The organism is Luteibacter mycovicinus, assembly GCF_000745235.1.
In the GTDB taxonomy this organism is placed as follows: domain Bacteria; phylum Pseudomonadota; class Gammaproteobacteria; order Xanthomonadales; family Rhodanobacteraceae; genus Luteibacter; species Luteibacter mycovicinus.
Genome location: NZ_JQNL01000001.1, coordinates 2,761,566 through 2,780,929, shown reverse-complemented (window position 1 = coordinate 2,780,929; position 19,364 = coordinate 2,761,566). Strand labels below are relative to the sequence as shown.

Below are 19,364 nucleotides of genomic sequence, written 5' to 3'. Positions count from 1 at the left end.
CGTCATGGCCTGGCCTACCGCTCTTCCCCTTATCGCGATCCTGCGCGGCATCACTCCCGACGAGGTCGTCGACCACGTCGAGGCACTGATCGAAGCCGGTTTCGATGCGATCGAGATTCCGCTCAATTCCCCGGACTGGCGACGCAGCATCCCGCTGGCCGTCCAGGCGGCCGGCAAGCGTGCATTGGTGGGCGCGGGGACCGTGCTGTCGCCCGAGCTGGCATCCGAAGTCGCCGATCTGGGCGGCCATCTGATGGTCACGCCCAACACGGATCCGGCAACCATCCGCAAGGCGCGCGAGCGCAATCTCTACACGGCGATCGGTTTCATGACGCCGAGCGAGGCATTCGCCGCCCTCGCCGCCGGAGCGCAGTCGCTGAAGCTGTTCCCGGCGACCAACCTCGGACCGGCGTACATCAAGGCGATTCGTGCCGTGTTGCCACCCGATGTGCCGCTGCTGGCGGTGGGTGGGGTCACACCCGATAATCTCGGACAGTTCCTCGACGCCGGTTGCATCGGCGCGGGTCTGGGCGGCGACCTGTATAAACCAGGACAGCCCGTCTCCCGCACGCGCGACCAGGCCGCCGCCTTCGTCAAAGCCTATCGTTCGGTCTGAGCATGAAAGTCACCAAGATCACCACCTATCGCGTTCCGCCTCGCTGGATGTTCCTCAAGATGGAGACCGACGAAGGCGTCGTCGGCTGGGGCGAGCCCGTGGTGGAAGGCCGCGCGCGCACCGTCGAGGCCGCCGTGCAGGAGCTGTCCGAATTCGTCATCGGACAGGATCCCGCGCGCATCAACGACATCTGGCAGGCGATGTATCGCGGCGGCTTCTACCGCGGCGGCGCCGTCTTCATGAGCGCCATCGCCGGCATCGACCAGGCGCTCTGGGACATCAAGGGCAAGGTGCTCGATGCCCCGGTATACGAACTGCTCGGTGGGCGCGTGCGCGACCGCATGAAGACCTATTGCTGGGTCGGCGGCGATCGTCCGGCGGACGTCATCGCGCAGATTCGTGAACGCCTGACCCATGGCTTCGACACGTTCAAGATGAACGGTTGCGAAGAAATGGCGATCATCGACTCGAGCAAGGCGGTCGACGCCGCGGTCGCCCGTGTCGCCGAGATCCGCGAGGCCTTCGGTAACACCATCGAGTTCGGTCTCGATTTCCACGGTCGCGTCTCCGCGCCGATGGCCAAGGTGCTGGTGAAGGAACTGGAGCCGTTCCGCCCCCTCTTCATCGAAGAGCCGGTGCTGGCAGAACTTGCCGAGTACTACCCTCGCATCGCCGAACAGACGTCCATTCCGCTCGCGGCGGGAGAGCGCATGTACTCGCGTTACGAGTTCAAGCATGTGCTCGAGCGCGGCGGCATTTCTATCCTGCAGCCCGATCTGTCACACGCGGGCGGGATCACCGAGTGCGTGAAGATCGCCGCCATGGCCGAGGCCTATGACGTAGCGCTCGCCCCGCACTGCCCGCTGGGCCCGATCGCCCTGGCCGCGTGCCTGCACGTGGACTTCGTCAGCTGGAACGCCACGCTGCAGGAACAGAGCATGGGTATCCACTACAACAAGGGTGGCGAGGTGCTCGACTACGTCCGCAACAAGGACGCGCTGAAGCTGGACGACGGCGGTTATGCGCAGCCGTTCACCGGTCCGGGTCTGGGTATCGACGTGGACGAGGAGCGGATCATCGAACGCAGCCGCGAGGCCGCGGAGTGGCGGAATCCGCTGTGGCGGCATAAGGATGGGTCGGTCGCGGAATGGTAAGCCATTGCGCGAATTGACGTTTCTCAGATTATCCATAATTATTCAACTTTGAATAATTATGGATAACTGGTATGGGCCGGTCGTTCGAACTGCCGTACTTCCCCCGGAAAGGACTCGTTGAGGACGTCCTTCAGATCCTGACCAGCGGACTGAAGCAAGGGGTGACGCTGTTTGCCCCTCGACGGCAGGGTAAGACTTCCTTCGTCCGGCACGAGCTCATCCCGGCTGCTCATGAGCTCGGCTGGAAGACGCTGTATATCGATCTCTGGAGGCGAAGAGGCGAGCCGGAACTTGCGCTCGTCGAGGGCCTGGAGGCTTTCCTCGAGGCAAGACGCAGCGGCTGGAAGCGACGTCTACGTTTCAGGCAGCTTCGCGCCAAGGCGAGCGCCGGCGCCGCCGAAGTCGAATCGACTCTCGAGCCCGTGAGTTTCACGCCCGATGCCGTTCTGGAGAACAGGCTCGACTTCGCCCTGTCCGCGCTTGCGGAGAAAGACGTCACCCTCCTTGTGCTCGACGAGGTCCAGGCGCTGGCCGGAGCAAAGCGCGAAGACTTCGTCGCGGCACTAAGGACGGTGATCCAGAAACTGCAAGGGCGACTACTGGTGTTTTACACGGGATCCTCCCGCGAGGGTTTGAACCATATGTTCCGCCAGCAAAGAGCGCCGCTGTTCGCGTCTGCGATGCCCGTACAGCTCCCCGACCTTGGCGACGACTTCATCGAAGACCGAGTGGTTTTTCTCGCGGAACGTACCCGAGCCCGGATCGACGAGGCGTCGCTCAGAAACGCGTTCGAACGACTCGGCCGGACGCCCGAGTTCCTCAACGAAGTGATCCTGCACCTGTTGATCGCGGGCAACGGCAATATCGATGCCGCGATGGCGAAGTGGATGCAGTCGCACACGGAGGCGGGTGCGGGCGCGCTGCTCGAAGAATTGCGACCACTCGAACTCGCCTTGATGAACATGCTGGCGCAACCCGGTCATCCATCGGTATACAGCACCGAATCCGTCGCCTGGCTGAGCCGCTGGCCTGACATCGACGCGAGCCTTACGACTGCGAAGATCCAGGCTGCGCTGAAGCGACTGACCAGAATGGAACTCGTCGCACCCACGGGCAGGCAAGGTGACTATGAAATCGAAGATCGTGCCGTGCTGCTACACCTCCGCGCAGGCACGTGAACGTGAGGCCGAAGATGTCGCCCGCGAGTCGCGCTCCTACCTGAAAAAACGCGACTCGATGACACGGACCTCGCCCAGGCCCAGCCCGTCCAGGCGATAGTCGCCGATCGCTTCGCGGATAAGCCGCAAGGTGGGGAGGCCTACCGCCGCCGTCATCCGCCGCACCTGGCGATTACGCCCTTCGCGCAGCACGATCCGCAACCATCCGTCCGGCACGGTCTTGCGAAAACGCACCGGCGGATCGCGCGGCCACAGCCACTCCGGCTCGTCTATCGTCTCGACCCCCGCCGGTAGCGTCGGCCCGTCGTTGAGCGTCACGCCGCGACGCAGGCGCCCGAGGGCTTCCTCGGAGGGCACACCCTCGACCTGCACGACATACGTCTTCGGCTGCTTGTGCTTCGGGTCGGCCAGGCGATGCTGCAACTTACCGTCATCGGTCAAAAGCAGCAGACCTTCGCTGTCGTGGTCCAGTCGCCCCGCCGCGTAGACTCCCTTCTGCGGCACGAAGTCGGCCAGCGTGCGCCGGCCGGCTTCGTCGGTGAACTGACAGAGCACCCCGTAGGGCTTGTTAAGCGCGACCAGCACCTTACTTCGCGGAAGCGGGCTTCACGAAGCGCAGCGTCATGCGATCGGACTCGCCGATCGCCGCCCACTTCGCCTTGTCCGTCTCGCCCATGTCGTAGGTCGGCGGCAGCGTCCACACGCCCTTGGGATGGTTGTGGTCATCCTTCGGATTGGCGTTGATCTCGCTCTGCGCGTCCAGCTTGAAGCCGGCATCGGTGGCGAGCTTGATCACGTAGTCGGTCGGCAGGTAGCCGGAGTTGACCACGTCGTCGAGCTTCTTGCCCGCGTCGGCGCGATGGTCTTCCACGCCGAGCACGCCGCCGGGCTTGAGCACCGTGAAGAACGACTTGAACATCGCTTCGGCACTGCCATCGGCGGCCCAGTTATGCACGTTGCGGAAGGTCAGCACCATGTCGGCCGATCCCGGTGCGCCCAGCACAGGGGCCTTGTGGTTGAACTCCACGATCTTTGCCGTGCCGTACTGTGCCGGGGCGAACGAGAACTTCTTCTGCATCGAGGCCACGCCCTTGGAGCCGGTCTCGATCGCGCCGATGTAGTGGCCGTTGTCGTGCAGGTAAGGCGCCAGTATCTCGGTGAACCAGCCGCCCGACGGCCAGATCTCGATCACGGTCATATCCGGGCGAATACCGAAGAAGGTCAGCATCTGCTTGGGGTGACGGTAGACGTCGCGCGCCTTGTTCTCCGGCGAACGCCAGCTGCCGGCGATCGCCTTGTCGAGCTGGGCCGAGCTGAGCTGACCGGCGCTGGCGGGTGGCGTGGTCTGCGCGGGCTGGTCGACGTCGGCCGCCAGCGCGGTGTGCGAGAGGGCCAGACCGAGCAGTCCAGCGCAGGCGAATGCGAGCTTCTTCATGGCGACACCGGGTGTTTGCGGGAATGTAGCCGGGAAGGCTAGCACGGCGATCCGGCCCTGCCACCTGCCTTTCCGTTCGTCTGCGGCGGACCGGTGAAAGCGCGAAAACATCCGTGCCGTTACACTGGGCGCCTTCTGCATTGCAGCATTTGTTCCGCAGGGATCCTCACACATGCGCTCTTTCCCCCTTCGCCCGCTCGCCGCTGGCGTACTCCTCGCGCTGGCCGGCAACGCCGCCGCACAGGAAGCCACGCTGACACCCGTCGTGGTCACGGCCACCCGTACCGCCCAGTCTCCCTACGATATTCCGGCGGCGATCGACGTGGTGACGACGCCTCCCGATGGCTCGCTGGACGTGAATCTCTCGGAGCGCGTGCAATCCATTCCCGGCATTATCGCCCGTGACCGCCAGAACTATGCGCAGGACGCCCAGGTGTCGATTCGCGGCTTCGGCGCGCGTTCCACCTTCGGCATCCGCGGCATCCGCCTGTACACCGACGGCATTCCGGCGACCATGCCGGACGGTCAGGGCCAGGTATCGCACTTCAACCTCGATTCCTCCGACCGTATCGAAGTGTTGCGCGGGCCGTTCTCGGCCCTCTACGGCAATGCGTCAGGCGGCGTCGTGCAGATCTTCACCGCCGACGGTACCGAGACCCCGGAGCTGCGCTTCGGTGTGGCCGGCGGCAGCAACGGCAACTTCCGCAGCTCGGTCAACGCGCGCGGCACCGAAGGCCCGGTGGACTACAACATCGACTTCAGCCATTTCCGCACCAGCGGCTACCGCGATCACAGCGCCGCGCGCCGCGAGTCCGGTAACGCGAAGATCGGCTGGAAGATCGACGACGACAGCAAGCTGACGCTGGTCGTGAACACTGTCGACGTGCCGGATGCGCAGGATCCGCTCGGTCTGACCCGGGCCCAGGTGAAAGCCGACCCGCAGCAGGTCGCCTCGGTCGCGGAGACGTACAACACGCGCAAGTCGACCGATCAGCAGCAGGCCGGTCTGATCTGGGACCAGCGCATCGACAGCGCGAACAGCCTGCGCGTCATGGGCTATTACGGCCAGCGCAGCGTCACCCAGTACCTGTCGATTCCCAAGGCGACGCAGGCGGCTCAGCCGGGCAACTCCGGCGGCGTCGTCGACCTGGATAACGAATACGGCGGCGGCGACGCGCGCTGGACCTGGAGCGACACGCTGGCCGGCCGGCCCTTCGAGGTCGCCGGTGGCATCAGCTACGACAACCAGGAACAGCATCGCCAGGGTTACAACAACTACATCGGCAATACCCTCGGCGTACAGGGCGCGAAACGTCGCGACGAGATCGACCGCGTGTTCGACTTCGACCAGTACGCACAGGCCACGTGGCGTGTCGCCGAGGACTGGAGTCTGATGGGCGGCTTGCGTCACAGCGAGGTGCGCTTCCGCTCGACGGATCGATACATCGCCGCAGGCAACCCGGACGACAGCGGCACCACGAAGTACAGCGCGACCACGCCGGCCTTCGGTGTGATGTGGCGTGCGGCCCCATGGGCACATGTGTACGCGAACTGGGGTCGCGGCTTCGAGACGCCGACCTTCTCCGAGCTCGGATATCGCGCCGATGGCGGTGCGGGTCTCGCCTTCGAACTGAAACCCTCGCGCTCGCACAACGGCGAAGTCGGCATCAAGCTGCAGCCGTCCGACCACACCGAAGCCGGCCTCGCCGTGTTCCGTGCGGACAGCGACGACGAGCTGGCCGTGGCGACCAACCTGGGGGGTCGCACGACCTACCAGAACATCGCGCGCTCGCGCCGTCAGGGGCTGGAAGCATCCTTCCGCACCGAGCTCGCCCCGAACCTCGACTTCGTCGCGTCGTACACGCGCCTGCAGGCGACCTTCCGTACGCCGTTTCTCACCTGCGTTTCGACCGGCTGCTCCACGCCGGATACGCCGGTGGCCGCGGGGACGCGCATTCCCGGCGTGCCACGCTCGAACGGTTATGCCGCGCTGAAGTACGGTGCCGAGCGTGGCTGGCAGGTCGGGCTGGATATGAATGCCATGGGCTCGACCTCGGTGAACGACCTGGGGACCGAGTCGGCCGCGGGATACGCGCTGTTCGGTCTGTCCGGCGGGTACATCGTCGATGACGGCCCGTGGCGGATCAACACGTTCGCGAGGATGGACAACCTCGCCGACCGGCACGTGGTGGGCTCGGTGATCGTCAATGACGGCAACGGGCGATATTACGAGCCGGCGCCGGGACGGACGTTCCTGGTGGGTGTGGATTTGCGCTGGCGGTAAGGCAGGAGCGAGTCAGCCCGAAATCGCCAGCCGCTCCGACCGGTACAACATCGCCGCGGCCCACACGGCCACGAGCGCCGCGGCAAACCCACCGGCAAGGCAGGTACCGATCTGCCACGCCGGCATGCCGTCGCCACGCAGCAACTGCACGATCCCCAGGTTCTGCCCCAGCAAAGGCACCGCATACATCCACGGTTCCGCGCGCACCGGAATCACCGACAAAAGCACGCTGGGCAGAATCGGGATCATCATCAGGATCGACAGATACGTCTGCGCTTCGCGGTAGCTTTTGGCCATCGCCGACACGAGCGACTGCAGCGCGGCCATCAGCACGATCAGCGGCAGCATGATCAGCGCCACCTGCGCACCGAAGCGAGGCCCCAGATCGAGCGCGATACCCAGCTTCTCCGTCGGAATGAAGAACGGCGCGGTCATGAACGCGGCGATCGTGAGGAACAGGCTGACCAGCGAGAACGTGCTGATCGCGGCCAGCTTGCCGGCGAGGATCTTCCAGCGCGCGACGGGGTTCACGAACAACGGTTCCAGCGACTGCCGCTCACGCTCGCCGGCCGTCAGGTCGATGGCGAGGTACATGCCACCGAGAAACACCGTGAGCGTGAAGAAGTAAGGCAGGAACGAAAACATCAGCGCCGAACGCGACTGTGAAGTCGCCTGGTCACGCTCCGCGACCTGCACCGGCCACGCCGTGGTCGGTGAAAGCCCGCGCGCGATCAGACGCATCGCGCCCTCACGACGTCCGTAGCTCTCGACCACGCTGCGCACACGCATCACGGGCGTCGATGCATCGCGTCGCGAGGAGTCGTAGATCAGCTCGACCTGGACGCTCTGGCCTTTGTTCCATGCCCTGGCGTAGTCCGGCCCGATACGGATGACGACATCGGCACGCTGTTCACGGACGGCGTTCTCCGGATCGCTCATGCCGGGATCGGCGTTGATGCCCGCACCTTTCAATGCCGCCATGAGGTTGGGTGCCAGCTCGGCGCCGATCACCGGCACTTCGATGTTGCGGTCCGCTTTGGCGAGTTCCCGGTTCACCATGACGTTCATCAGCATGATGAAGATCACCGGCCCCAGCAGCGGGCCGGTGATCAGCGCACTGACCAGCGTCCGGCGATCGCGGAGGTTCTCGCGAACTTCCTTCCAGTAAACGGCGGAGAAGGCGCTCATGCGGCAAGCCCCTCGTCGGTACCGATGATTTTCACGAAGGCATCCTCGAGGCTGGTCTCGCCCGTCTGCTCCAGCAGCGCGGCCGGTGTTTCGTCGGCGACCACGCGACCGTGCGCGATCACCACGATGCGATCGCACAGCGCGGCCACCTCCTGCATGATGTGGCTGGAAAAAAGTACGCAGCGGCCCTCATCGCGCAACTGCCGCATGAAACGCCGCATGGCGCGGGTCGCCATGACGTCGAGGCCGTTGGTGGGCTCGTCGAGCAGTACGTTACGCGGATCGTGAACCAGTGCCCGGGCGATGGCGGTCTTCACGCGCTGGCCCTGCGAAAAACCTTCGGTGCGTCGATGGGCGATGTCACGCATCTCCAGCGCATCGATCAGCGCTTCGCGGCGACGTGCCAGAAGCTCCGGCGCCATGCCTTGCAGACGACCGAAGTAATCGATGTTCTCCGAAGCGGTCAGGCGCTTGTAGAGACCCCGGGCATCCGGCAGCACACCGAGCCGGCGACGCACCGCCAGCGCGTCGTCGTAGGCATTCACGCCATCGACCAGCACCTCGCCGGCGTCGGGTTTCATCAGCGTGTACAGCATGCGCAGCGTGGTCGTCTTGCCCGCCCCGTTCGGACCGAGCAGGCCCGTGATCTCGCCGTCGCGCGCGGTGAAGCTCACACCGTTGACGGCATGCACCTCGCCAAACGACTTCAGCAGGTTCTTCACCTCGATCATGGCGTCGCTCCGTTGAATCCGACAAAGACCGGCAGCGGCTGCAGCCGATCGAGGCAACCGACGTCGAGCGTCTTCGCGTTGGCGTCGTCGACGAAGTGGTCGAGCACGCGTGGCATGCAACCGCGCGCGATCACGTTATGGCCCTGCCCTTTCAGCACGACGTGCCGACCGTTGGGAAGTCCCTTGAGCACCTCGTCACCGTAGCGCGGCGGCGTCACGGGATCGAACTCGCCCGACATCAACAGCGTGGGAACGTTGCTCCTGAGCGGTTCGTGGAAGTCGGCCGGGCGCTGCCCATGTGGCCACACCGAACACGCCGCACGGAATGCCTCGATCATCTTGTCACCGAGAATCGTGTCCTTGTCCTGCGGGCGTGACGTCAGCAGATCGCCGTCCTCGCTGCAGATCACGGAGTACTGCATGCCACCGTCCATCGTGTCACCGAGATCGCCGGTCAGCAGCTTGGCCTGACCGAGCAGCGGTCCGACATCGCCGCGCGCGGCGGCGTCGATGGATAGCGGCAGCAATGCCGCCGTCTCCGGCGAGTAGGCGAACATACGAACCACCGTAGCCAGGGCGTGCTCGCTGAGTACGCGTTTTACCGACGCGTAGTTCTGCGGGTCGCGAAAGCTCACGGTATGCGGGTTGGCGCGCAGCGCATCGCGCAGCTGGAACAGCGTCTGATAAGGGTCGCTGAAGCGCGCACGGCAGGCATCGTCCGCTTCGCAGCGGGCGAACTGCGCCTTCAGCGCCGCGTCGAGATTCACCGCGAAGTCTTCGCCGAGCACCAGCGCGTTAGGGGCCACGCCATCGAGTACCAGGGTGCGCAGACCGTCGGGGTGCCGCATGGCGTACTGCTGGGCCACACGCGTGCCATACGACACGCCGATCAGGTCGAACTTCGGCGTCCCCAGCGCATGCCTCACGTCCTCGAGATCGGCGACGGCGTCGGTCGTCGTGTAGAAACGTACGTCCGCATCCTGCGACAGCTGGTCGAGGCAGTGCTGGGTTTCCCTGCGCACCGCGGCTGCGTCGAATCCGTGAGGTTCGTCGTCACTGGAGGGCGCACCCGGTTCGTCGTCGCGACAGCTCAGCGGGTGCGAGCCGCCGGTACCGCGCTGATCGAGCAGGAGCAGGTTGCGATGCGCGAGCAGGGGCGCCATGGCCGGCGCGATCGCCGGGTAGCTCTCGGCGGCCGACTGCCCCGGGCCACCCGCGATAAAGGCGAGCATGTCGTCAGCGGGCAGCTGGGCACTGCTGCGAACGACGGCCAGGCGCAGCGTGATCTTGCGCCCCTGAGGCCGCGAGCGGTCCTCGGGAACCTGATAAGGCGCGCACCAGGCGGCGGTCGAGAGGCCCGAATGCGGTTGCGCCAGTTCGCAGGGCGTGAGCTCGACCGAGCCCAGATGCCAGACGCGCGGCGGCGCGGGACGGGTCGCCGCCGGCGTCGACGCGCGAGCCCCGTCCTCAACCGGGGACGCCTTCACGAAATGTCGGCCGGAGAGCACGGCGGCAAGGATCGCGACGATGATGGCGATGCGTGGCGGTCGTTTCATGCCGTCATTCCTCGGGAACGAAGATGGATTCGATGGACAGGTCGAACAGGCGGGCGATCTTGAACGCCAGCGGCAGGCTCGGGTCGTACTTGCCCGTCTCGACGGCATTCACGGTCTGACGCGAGACGTCGAGGCGGTCGCCGAGGTCGGCCTGCGACCAGCCCAGCGCGGTGCGGAGTTCACGGACGCGGTTATTCATCGTGCGCGGTGGTAGTACAGCCTGAAGACACACTTGGCCATGCCGAAGACGAACATCATCACCGGCATCACCCAGATGGCGACAGCCTCGGCGGGCGGTGCGGCCAGCACTTTGGCGTTGAGCAACATGCCGAAGGTAAAGAAGCCGAAGCTACCGATGCCGCCCGCCACCGCGAGGGCCTCGAGGTCGATCCGGCGCTCGAACTCGTCCTGATCGCGGATCACCCGGACCATGGCCCGGATAACGAAGGCGACGGGGATGGTGGGGAGCAAGGTCACGAAGGTGCGCGCGACAGTGCCTTCCAGCGTTTTCAGCCAGCTGACCGACAGGAGGATCAGCAGCACGTAGGCGAACATCGCCGGAAAGAACTCACGCAGATAACGCTTGTGCACGGCACGCATGGCCATTCCCCGATCTCCCTGGTCGTGTCAGGTCGAAACGTGACGTGCAACGCCATCACGAATCGTTCGTCAGCAAAAAGATGTAAAGCACCCTTGACACGCATCGTGACCCTCTCCGCGCGCCATGTCAAGCAGCCTTGACATAAGGGTGAACACATTCGGCATCGCTACGTCGTTCCGGCATGGCGCGAGGTCATCCACTCCCGTGACGTCCTACCTTCCCCGATCCTTGCTTCCGACGGAGACACAGCTCAGCGACGCGCCGGGAATACGACGCATCGAACCTCACAGGAGAACATCATGTCCTTCCGCTCGATCGCCGCCACCGCCACCCTGCTCGCCGCCTCCGTCGCCGCCACCTCCACGCAGGCCGCCACCGCGACCACGACCTTCAACGTCCGTATCACCATCACCGCCGCTTGCGACATCAGCACGACGGCACCAACGGACGTCAACTTCGGCACCGCGCCGTCGACCGCCACCAACGTCGACAATCAGGGCGCGCTCAACGTGAACTGCACGCCCAGCGCGCCGTACACCATCGCGCTCGACAACGGGCAGAACGGTACCGACGCCAACACGCGCAAGATGAGCAGCGGCACCGCACAGGTGCCGTATCAGCTCTATCGCGCCGCGACGCGCACCGCCGCCGACGTCTGGGGAAGCACCACCGGCACCGGCGGCAACGTGTATGCGGCCACCGGCAGCGGTACCGTGCAGACCGTCCCGGTCTACGGCCGTGTGCCTAACACCAATTTCCCGGCGGGCAGCTACGCCGACGTCATCACCGCCACGATCACGTATTGACGGTGTGCCCGTGGCCGCTCCGCTGGGCGCTGGCCGTCGCGCTGGCCGCCGCGGCCCTCGCCACGCACGCGAGCGGCCTGCAGGTCTCGCCTATCGGCCTGCGGCTGGCCGCCTCGGCGTCGGCCGAAGCCATGTGGCTGACCAATACGGGCACCGATCCGGTCCATGCCCAGGTACGCGTCTTTCGCTGGACGCAGGTGGATGGCAAGGATGTGCTCGAGCCATCGCGCGATCTCGTGGTGAGCCCGCCGATGGTGACGATCGCACCGGGCGACCGACAGCTGGTGCGCGTCATCCGTCGGGTGGCGCCGCCCACCGATGGAACGGAGACCGCGTACCGGGTGCTCGTCGACGAATTGCCGGTGGATGCGGGCGACAAGCCCGGGCTGAAGTTCGTCCTGCGCTATTCGGTGCCGGTCTTCCTCGCGCCCACGGGCGATCCCTCGATGAAGGCGACATTGCAGGCCACCTGGGAGCACACGCCGGAAGGTCCCCGACTGCGCGTGCGCAACACGGGAAACGGCCATGCGCAGATCGCCGACGTGACATGGCAAGGCGCCAGAGGCCAGCGAACGACACTCCTGCCGGGGCTGGTCGGATACGCCCTCCCCGGCGCGACGATGAGCTGGAAACTGCCGGACAACGCACGGCACGCGGATGGTGCCGTGCGCGCAAGGATCAACGGTGAGCCGGCCGAATCGACCTTGGTGGTGGACGCGGACGGCCGCTAGCATGCTGGCCCTCGACGCCGCTGCCGCGCATGCCGTGGAGCGCGAAACGGAGCCCGCACCGCCACCGGCGACGGTCACGCCGCGCGTACGCGTCGCGGGCGAAGACCTCTATCTCGAAGTGGTGCTCAACGGCACGCGAACCGAAAAGCTGGTGCACTTCACCCGTCACGGCGAAGCGCTTTGCGCACTGGCGCCGGATCTTCGGGGCCTCGGCTTCGTTCTGTCGCCGGGCGAAGACGAGCGCTGCCTGCCCGACCTTCCCGGCGTGCGCTACACCTACGACGTCGCACAGCAACGCGTGAACATCGACGTGCCGACCGGTCAGCTCAATTTGCCGACGCAGATCCTCAACGCCCCGGAGCATACCGGCACCCGGGCATCGAGCGGCACGGGCATCCTGATCAACTACGACATCTACGCGGCTCACGGCGGTGGTCTCAGCAATGTCAGCGGCCTGGCGGAACTCCGTGCTTTCAGCGACGGGCTGGGCGTACTCAGCAACACGTCGCTGACGCGTCGCTATCAGACCCCTGCCGACGGCTGGCAAGGCGACACGGTGCGACTCGACACGCAATGGCGACTGTCATTCCCCGACCGCGCACAGACGTTGACTGTCGGCGACACGTTCACCGGGTATCTTTCGTGGTCACGCGCCACGCGCATCGGAGGCATCGCCTATGGCACCGACTTCGCGCTGCAGCCTTACCGCGTCACCACGCCGCTGCCGCAGTTCTTCGGGCAGGCCGCCGCGCCCTCGTCCGTTGAGCTCTATATCGACGGCATCCGCCAGTACTCGGGCAAAGTCCCCGCCGGTCCTTTCCAGCTCACGGCCGTGCCCGGTGTGGACCAGGCGGGTCAGGCCCAGGTCGTTCTGACCGACGCGCTCGGTCGCAGCAGTACGGTGACCTTCCCGTTTTATGCCGCGCGCCAGCTGCTTCGTGCCGGCCTCGACGACTGGTCGGTCGAACTCGGCACCGTCCGCGAGGCATACGGTATCGACTCCTTCTCGTACGGCGACGCGCCCGTGGGTAGTGCGACGTGGCGGCGAGGCATCACCGACCGGCTCACACTCGAAGCGCATACCGAGGGCGGCGATGGACGAGGTACCGCAGGCGCAGGCATGGTGTGGAACCCCGTCGGGGCCTTCGTCGTTAACGGGTCGTACGCGAGATCGCGCGACGCCGGCGCCCAGTACGGCGGGGGCTTTTCGTGGAACGGGCGCTACATCAACGCATCCGTGGACACCCTGCGCAGCAACTCGCGCTATAACGACATCGCCAGCGGCTACGGCTCGCCGCCGCCCCGTACCAGCGACCGCGCGCTGATCGGTTTCAACGTGCGCGAGTCGAGCTTCGGCGCCAACTACGTGCGCCTGCGCTATGGCGGACAGCCGGCAACGCGCTATGCGGGGCTGTTCGCGCTGCGTAACTTCGGTCGTGGGATCTCGGTCAACGTCAGTTACAACCAGAACCTGGATCTGGCATCGGACCGTAGCTTCTTTCTCGGCATGACGATGTCGCTCGACGCGCGCACGACATGGAGCGCGTCCGCGCAGCGCGACCGCGAACAGACGTTCGGCATCGTCGATGCGAGCCGTCCGATCGACGGCGACGGTGGCTTCGGCTGGCATGTCCAGGGACGGACCGGCGATACCGGCGGCGGACTGGGCGAGGTCGGCTGGCTCGGCAACAGCGGACAACTCACGGTCGGTGCGAGCGACTTCGGCAGCTCGTCGTATGCGTATGCCGACGCGAACGGAGCGGTCGTGCTCATGGGTGGCCATGCCTTCGCCGCGCGACGTATCGACGACGCGTTCGCACTGGTCACCACGGAAGGAACGCCGGACATTCCCGTACTCCTCGAAAACCGGCGCACCGGCGTCACCGACAGCAGCGGACTGTTGCTCGTGTCACGACTGAACGCATACCAGGACAACCGGCTGGCGATCGACCCGATCGACCTGCCTGCGGATGAGCGTGTACAGCGGGTCGAGACCATCGTCGCACCGTCCGATCGCGCCGGCGTCGTGGTGCGTTTTCCCGTGAAGCGCGTACGTGCGGCGTCGGCGATCCTCGTCGATGCCGGCGGCCAGCCGCTGCCCGTCGGCGCTACCGTCGCGACGGGTGATGCGGCTCCCGCCATGGTCGGCTATGACGGCCTGGTGTACCTCGACAACCTGCAGGGTGGCGATACGCCTCTGAATGTGACGCTGCCCGGAGGGACACACTGCAAGACGACGCTGACGTACCCGGCACATGCGCGCGACCTGCCGGAACTCGGCCCGCTGATCTGCCGCACGGTGACGCCATGAAGTGGTTCGTCCTCATACTCCTGGCCATCGCGGCGATGGCAGCCACGCCGCGCGTCGAGGCCGCGACCACCTGCAGCATCACCAGCATTACCAACCTGGCCTTCGGCACGGTGGATCCGACCGGTACCGTCGTCAACACGCAGGCGACCGTGAACTACAGTTGCAGCTACTCGGGCGTGCTCGGTGGCCTGTACGGCAGCTACATCTCGGCATGTGTCAGCCTCGCGCCGGACGACCTGGGAAATTTCGCTCCACGAACCCTGCTCAACACCGCGAATACCGACCGCATGCAGTACCAGGCGTTCAAGGACGGGAGTTACAGCACGATCTGGGGGCGTGTGAACAATGCGACGTACACGCCGCAAACGTTCACCCGAAACTTCGGTTTGCTATCCAATAACGTGACCATCACCGGCAGCCTCACGATCTACGGTCAGGTACCGGCGCTGCAGAGCGGCCTTTCGCCTGGCAACTACAGCGGCACGCTTGCCGGGTCGGTCACAGGCACGTCGATTACCTGGAGCTACAACGAAGTTCTTCTGACGCTCGGCACCTTCCCTGCGTCGTGCACCAGCGGCGGAACCGTAGCGGCGCAGACGGCGGCCGGTCCCGCACTGACCGCCACCGCCAACGTCGTCGCAAAATGCACCGTCGGCACGGCGACCGAACTCAACTTCGGCAGCGTCTCCGGCCTGCTCCGTGTCAATACCGACCAGACCTCACTGGTACGCGCGACCTGCACCCAACGGGCGGCGTACCAGATCGGTCTGGACAACGGAAAGAATGCGTCGGGAACGACGAGGCGCATGACCGATGGGGCGCATTTCGTTACGTACCAGCTGTTCACCGACCCCGGACGGACGACGCGGTGGGGCAACACGCTCAACACCGATACCGCCGCGGGAACCGGTTCCGGGTCCGAGCAGACGCTCACCGTCTACGGCCGTGTACCCATACAAGCCGCACAACCGGCAGGTTCGTACAGCGACATCGTGACGGTGACCGTGACCTATTGAGATCGCGTGGCGTCAGAACGCGATCGCGGCACCGAGGCGTACACCGAAGGAGGAGTCCCCCCGGCCGCCGATCCTGACTTGCCGGTTGATGTCGCCGGAAAGCGTGATGGCCCGGCGAAATGCCAACGTGGTACCCGCCGCCACGTGGAGCGCCCGGCCGCCATGTCCCGTTGCGAAGCGGACGCCCGACAAGGCCAGCGCCGCACCGGTGTCCCGTGTCGCTTCGATACGACCGTCAAGAAACGCGGACCACGCACTCACCCGCTGCCCCTGCACCGTAAAGAGACGCGTAGCTCGCGCTCCGACACGCGCCGTCATACGTTCCGGACGCCCGGGCTGCAGGATGATGCCGTCGCGGTCGGTGACCTTGCCGAAGCGAAGACGCTGCCAGAGCACTGATATTCCCGGCTCGACGACGACGTTCCGTGGCGCCGCCCAGCGGAAGCCCGCGGACAACGATGCATCGCTACTGTTCACCCGCAACCGGGCGAGCGTCTCGCCGCGTCGCGGTGTTCGCACCGCGACGCGGTAATGCGTAAAAGCGTAGGCCGCGCCGATACGCCATCCGTCATCGCCGCTGGACGTGTGGGTGATCGCCAGGCCGCGACCCTGCGCACGGGCGTCGCTCGCGCCGTCTACGGCACGAGGGGTGACCTGCGTGCTTCCGAGACTCGCGGACACACCCGAACGCATATGCCACGTCCCGGCATCGAAAGACGCGAGATCGCCACCTACCTGCAGGCCGCGGTCGCGACGGATGCTGTCGAAGCCAAAGCGCGTGAAACCGAGCGAATTGCGATAGCTGGCGTTCCCGCCAAAGCTGCGTGCGCGGAAAGTCGGCCCGCCGTCGTTGGCGGAGGCGTCGGGTCCCGCGGCATCGATGGCAGTCCGGCCGTAGCCGAACAAGGCCCCGGCGAGCACCAGATAGGAAGGCACCTGCGGCGCCAGCGCATCGCGGGCAGGCATGGCCGGCGAGGTCGGATCCGCCGTGCGGCCGAGCGCGTCACGCCAACGCCCCTGCGAATCGATCTTCGTGCTCTGCAGGCGGTAGTCCCAGAAGCCGGATCCGTTTTCCGCGACGAGTCGTTGCGATGCGTCCGACTCGCCGGGACCGTATGCGTTCAGACCGTAACGCCATGGTCCCGCCACCACGTAGTCGCCGGCGAGACGGAACGATGTGTCGCTGGCCGAACCGTTGACCTGCACGAGACTGATACCGCCAGAGCTACCGGGTGCGGTGCCGGCACCGCCGCCCTCCACCGCCGCGACCTCGAGTCGTGTCGTTCCGTCGACGTCGCCGTCGACCAGCAGCCGGTCCGTACCCTGCCGCGAGAGGATGCCGCCGGCATCCAGGCGCGTACGCAGACGGATGGCGGCGACGCCGCCCTGGCTAGCGAGGTGGCTCACGCGTAGCGTCGAAAAGGCGCCCGTGCCCTCCGGGAAAGACACGCGGGCGGCACCTGCGAGCGTCAGCCGTCCGAGGACGCTGCCCCCTGTCAGGGACCAATGGCCGTCATGGATGGTCAGAGCGCTGACACCCTGTGCACGTCCCAGCCACCGGGATCGCGCAAGAGTGACATCCAGCGATCCCGTGCCTGCCCGATGCAGATCGCCGCGCAGTTCGCTGTCCTCGGCGTTGAGCACGAGCGAAGCGTCGCCGCTGACGATGTCGCCCACCGAGCGTGAGCCCCCCAGCAGATCGACCTGCAACGTGCCTGCGCCGGGAACACGCGTGGTGATCGCACCTCCGTTGCCATTCAACTCCGCCGCGGTGAGGATCGCGCGCCCCGAGGTACCGGAAAGCGCCCAGGCGTGTTCACCCTCGGCAACGATATGGCTGCGCGATGTGCTGAATCCCGAGGCCTCACCATCGATTACGACGGCACCGACATTCGCATGTCGGGCAATGACCGAGCTGTCGCTCAGGCTGATCCGCGCGCCGTCGCGAACGGCGATGGCTTGCGCGCGACCCGGCGCGGATGCGGCACCCCGGTGTTCTATGTCGGCAAGCCCGACGACGGCGGCGTCCGTGCCCTGTGCGACCAGCGCCGTGCTATCCGGTCCGTCGATACTCAGGTGCGCGCGGTTCATCAGGATCGCCGCACCTGACCGCGCGGTGATGCCGATGCTGTTCGCGCCGAGCGTAGTGAGCTGCACCCCGGCGAACACGGCACGCGAGGCGCCCTGCACCTGCACGCCCACCGACCGGTCACCGCGGGTGATGAGCGATCCGGCGGACATCGACGCCTGGCTGCCGTCGAACGCCAGCACGCCGTAGGCATAGCCTGCCGGATTGCCGCTCGTGCGGTTCTCGATCGAAACGTCCGTGGCGTCGAACGAGCCGCGCGACTCCACGGTGATGACACGCCCGGTCGCCAGGCCGCTTACCGAGATGCGGTCCCCGGGCTCGAGCGTGAGTGCCGTGCCTTTCTCGACGAGGATGCCGTAAGGAAACTCGGTAGCCGACGCGGACGCGGCAAAAACACCGCACAAGGCAGCCGCTACTGCGCGGCGCCGGTAACAATGGACGACCATGAAGACTTCCTCGCTCTCGTAGGGAGGAAGTCAACTTATTCAGCAGGTGGATGCCTGTATGTCGGGAGCGCGCGCGACGAAAGTAAGTGTTAGTCGTCTCCGCGTCGCCACTCGCCGCGTTTCGGTTTACCGGCGGGGCGCGGACCCGCCTTGCGCTTCAGGCGTGCTTCGAGGGTCGCCGCCTGCTCTTCGCGCTCGTCGTGCAGCTTGAGAAAATTGCGCCAGCGTTGCGGCGACAGCTCGCCGGAAGCGAGCGCGGCCTGGATCGCGCAACCCGGTTCGTTGCTGTGTCCGCAGTCGGCAAAGCGGCACTGCGCGGAAAGCGCTTCGATGTCGGCGAACAGGTCGAGGTTTTCCTCGCCGGTCAGCTTCAGTTCGCGCATGCCGGGCGTATCGATCAGGCAACCGCCGCTGGGCAGGCTGAGCAGCGCACGGTGCGTCGTGGTGTGCCGGCCGCGGCTGTCGTGCGAGCGTACCGCGCCCGTGGCCATGCGTTCTTCGCCCAGCAAGGTGTTGGTGAGCGTCGACTTGCCCGCTCCCGACGAGCCGACGAGGACCGCGCTGGAGCCCGGCCCGAGATAGGACGCAAGCAAGGCCACCGTCGCGGGATCCTTCGCGTTGATCGCATGCACCGCCGCTTCGGCGGGCAGGCGCGCGGCGAGAGCGGCGACCGCTCCCTCGACGTCCACGTCGGTATCCGCCTTGCTGAGCAGGACGACCGGACGCGCCCCGGAACCCTCGACCAGGGTCAGGTAGCGCTCGATGCGCGACGGGTTGAAGTCGCCGTCGAGGCCGGTGATGACGAGAACGTAGTCGATGTTGGTGGCGATGATCTGCCGCTCGTATCGCTCGCCCGCGGCGGCACGGGTCAGGACGGAACGGCGCGGCAGCACCTCCTCGATCACCGGGTGGCTGGCGTGGTCGAGGAAGACGAAGTCGCCGACCGCCGGGCGAAGCGACGGGTCCAGCCCCCTTTTCAGAAACTGGCCGGCAGGCTGCGCGTTGAAGGCCGAGGAGCCGTCGTGCAGCTCGTAACCGGCGCGATGCTGGGCCACGACGCGGGCAAGGCGGCGGGAATCGTCGGGCAAGGCGGGGTCGCGCCAGCCGATATGGCGCAGGCGCGCCAGGTCCGGGGTGTCGGTCATGGGCGGGATTATGCCCGCTTATCGCCCGAAATCCGCCTCGCGACGCCGCCGCGACGCTGTTAGGATCGGGTGACGAC

At 66.1% G+C, this 19,364-nt stretch carries 17 protein-coding genes; 8 read left to right on the top strand and 9 right to left on the bottom strand.

The features are described from left to right. The first annotated feature begins 4 nt into the window (after window positions 1-4). The 3 genes from FA85_RS12150 (at window position 5) to FA85_RS12140 (ending at window position 2,948) form a co-directional block, all read left to right on the top strand. Window positions 5-616: a 2-dehydro-3-deoxy-6-phosphogalactonate aldolase gene (locus tag FA85_RS12150; RefSeq protein ID WP_036116410.1), complete on the top strand. Its 612-nt coding sequence runs from the start codon at window positions 5-7 to the stop codon at window positions 614-616. A 2-nt stretch (window positions 617-618) separates the two neighbouring features. Then, entirely contained in the window at window positions 619-1,770 is a 1,152-nt protein-coding gene (gene dgoD / locus FA85_RS12145) for a galactonate dehydratase (RefSeq protein ID WP_036116413.1), read from the top strand. A 71-nt stretch (window positions 1,771-1,841) separates the two neighbouring features. Beyond that, the gene (locus FA85_RS12140; protein WP_036116415.1) at window positions 1,842-2,948 is read left to right on the top strand and encodes an ATP-binding protein; all 1,107 of its coding nucleotides are present in this window, start codon (window positions 1,842-1,844) and stop codon (window positions 2,946-2,948) included. Window positions 2,949-2,984: 36 nt separating this feature from the next. On the opposite strand, the gene FA85_RS12135 is transcribed toward FA85_RS12140, so the two are convergent. Then, the gene (locus FA85_RS12135; protein ID WP_036116417.1) at window positions 2,985-3,533 is read right to left on the bottom strand and encodes an rRNA large subunit pseudouridine synthase E; all 549 of its coding nucleotides are present in this window, start codon (window positions 3,531-3,533) and stop codon (window positions 2,985-2,987) included. Between the two features lies 1 nt (window position 3,534). Further along, window positions 3,535-4,383, bottom strand: a complete 849-nt coding sequence (locus FA85_RS12130) for a class I SAM-dependent methyltransferase (protein WP_036116419.1) — start codon at window positions 4,381-4,383, stop codon at window positions 3,535-3,537. A 172-nt stretch (window positions 4,384-4,555) separates the two neighbouring features. On the opposite strand from FA85_RS12130, the gene FA85_RS12125 reads away from it, so the two are divergent. Further along, window positions 4,556-6,667 (top strand): TonB-dependent receptor family protein, encoded by a 2,112-nt coding sequence (locus FA85_RS12125; protein WP_051944055.1) that lies wholly within the window; start codon window positions 4,556-4,558, stop codon window positions 6,665-6,667. 12 nt (window positions 6,668-6,679) lie between these two features. Here the strand turns inward: FA85_RS12125 and FA85_RS12120 are convergent, their stop codons facing one another. From FA85_RS12120 to FA85_RS12100, 5 genes are read right to left on the bottom strand one after another with little or no spacing between them, the layout of a single operon-like run. Beyond that, a complete protein-coding gene (locus tag FA85_RS12120; RefSeq protein WP_036116420.1) occupies window positions 6,680-7,855 on the bottom strand; it encodes an ABC transporter permease in 1,176 nt (391 codons plus the stop codon). Beyond that, on the bottom strand, window positions 7,852-8,586 hold the full coding sequence (locus FA85_RS12115; protein ID WP_036116422.1) for an ABC transporter ATP-binding protein: 735 nt from the start codon (window positions 8,584-8,586) through the stop codon (window positions 7,852-7,854). The genes FA85_RS12120 and FA85_RS12115 overlap by 4 nt, the downstream gene beginning before the upstream one ends. Next, window positions 8,583-10,142 (bottom strand): alpha/beta hydrolase, encoded by a 1,560-nt coding sequence (locus FA85_RS12110; protein WP_036116424.1) that lies wholly within the window; start codon window positions 10,140-10,142, stop codon window positions 8,583-8,585. The genes FA85_RS12115 and FA85_RS12110 overlap by 4 nt, the downstream gene beginning before the upstream one ends. A gap of 4 nt (window positions 10,143-10,146) precedes the next feature. Further along, complete coding sequence (locus FA85_RS12105) at window positions 10,147-10,341, bottom strand: helix-turn-helix transcriptional regulator (RefSeq protein WP_036116425.1); 195 nt, start codon at window positions 10,339-10,341, stop codon at window positions 10,147-10,149. Next, on the bottom strand, window positions 10,338-10,748 hold the full coding sequence (locus FA85_RS12100; protein WP_036116428.1) for a hypothetical protein: 411 nt from the start codon (window positions 10,746-10,748) through the stop codon (window positions 10,338-10,340). The genes FA85_RS12105 and FA85_RS12100 overlap by 4 nt, the downstream gene beginning before the upstream one ends. Window positions 10,749-11,042: 294 nt before the next feature. On the opposite strand from FA85_RS12100, the gene FA85_RS12095 reads away from it, so the two are divergent. The 4 genes from FA85_RS12095 to FA85_RS12080 are packed head-to-tail and all read left to right on the top strand — an operon-like array spanning window position 11,043 to window position 15,607. Continuing rightward, entirely contained in the window at window positions 11,043-11,549 is a 507-nt protein-coding gene (locus FA85_RS12095; RefSeq protein WP_036116434.1) for a Csu type fimbrial protein, read from the top strand. A 2-nt stretch (window positions 11,550-11,551) separates the two neighbouring features. Continuing rightward, the gene (locus tag FA85_RS12090) at window positions 11,552-12,280 is read left to right on the top strand and encodes a fimbrial biogenesis chaperone (RefSeq protein WP_051944308.1); all 729 of its coding nucleotides are present in this window, start codon (window positions 11,552-11,554) and stop codon (window positions 12,278-12,280) included. Between the two features lies 1 nt (window position 12,281). Continuing rightward, on the top strand, window positions 12,282-14,591 hold the full coding sequence (locus FA85_RS12085) for a fimbria/pilus outer membrane usher protein (protein WP_051944058.1): 2,310 nt from the start codon (window positions 12,282-12,284) through the stop codon (window positions 14,589-14,591). Beyond that, window positions 14,588-15,607, top strand: a complete 1,020-nt coding sequence (locus FA85_RS12080; protein ID WP_036116437.1) for a Csu type fimbrial protein — start codon at window positions 14,588-14,590, stop codon at window positions 15,605-15,607. The genes FA85_RS12085 and FA85_RS12080 overlap by 4 nt, the downstream gene beginning before the upstream one ends. 12 nt (window positions 15,608-15,619) lie before the next feature. Here FA85_RS12080 and FA85_RS12075 read toward each other — a convergent pair whose 3' ends face one another. After that, on the bottom strand, window positions 15,620-18,142 hold the full coding sequence (locus FA85_RS12075) for an autotransporter outer membrane beta-barrel domain-containing protein (RefSeq protein WP_036116440.1): 2,523 nt from the start codon (window positions 18,140-18,142) through the stop codon (window positions 15,620-15,622). An 89-nt stretch (window positions 18,143-18,231) separates the two neighbouring features. Beyond that, a complete protein-coding gene (rsgA, locus tag FA85_RS12070) occupies window positions 18,232-19,287 on the bottom strand; it encodes a ribosome small subunit-dependent GTPase A (RefSeq protein ID WP_036116442.1) in 1,056 nt (351 codons plus the stop codon). Window positions 19,288-19,364 lie beyond the last annotated feature (77 nt).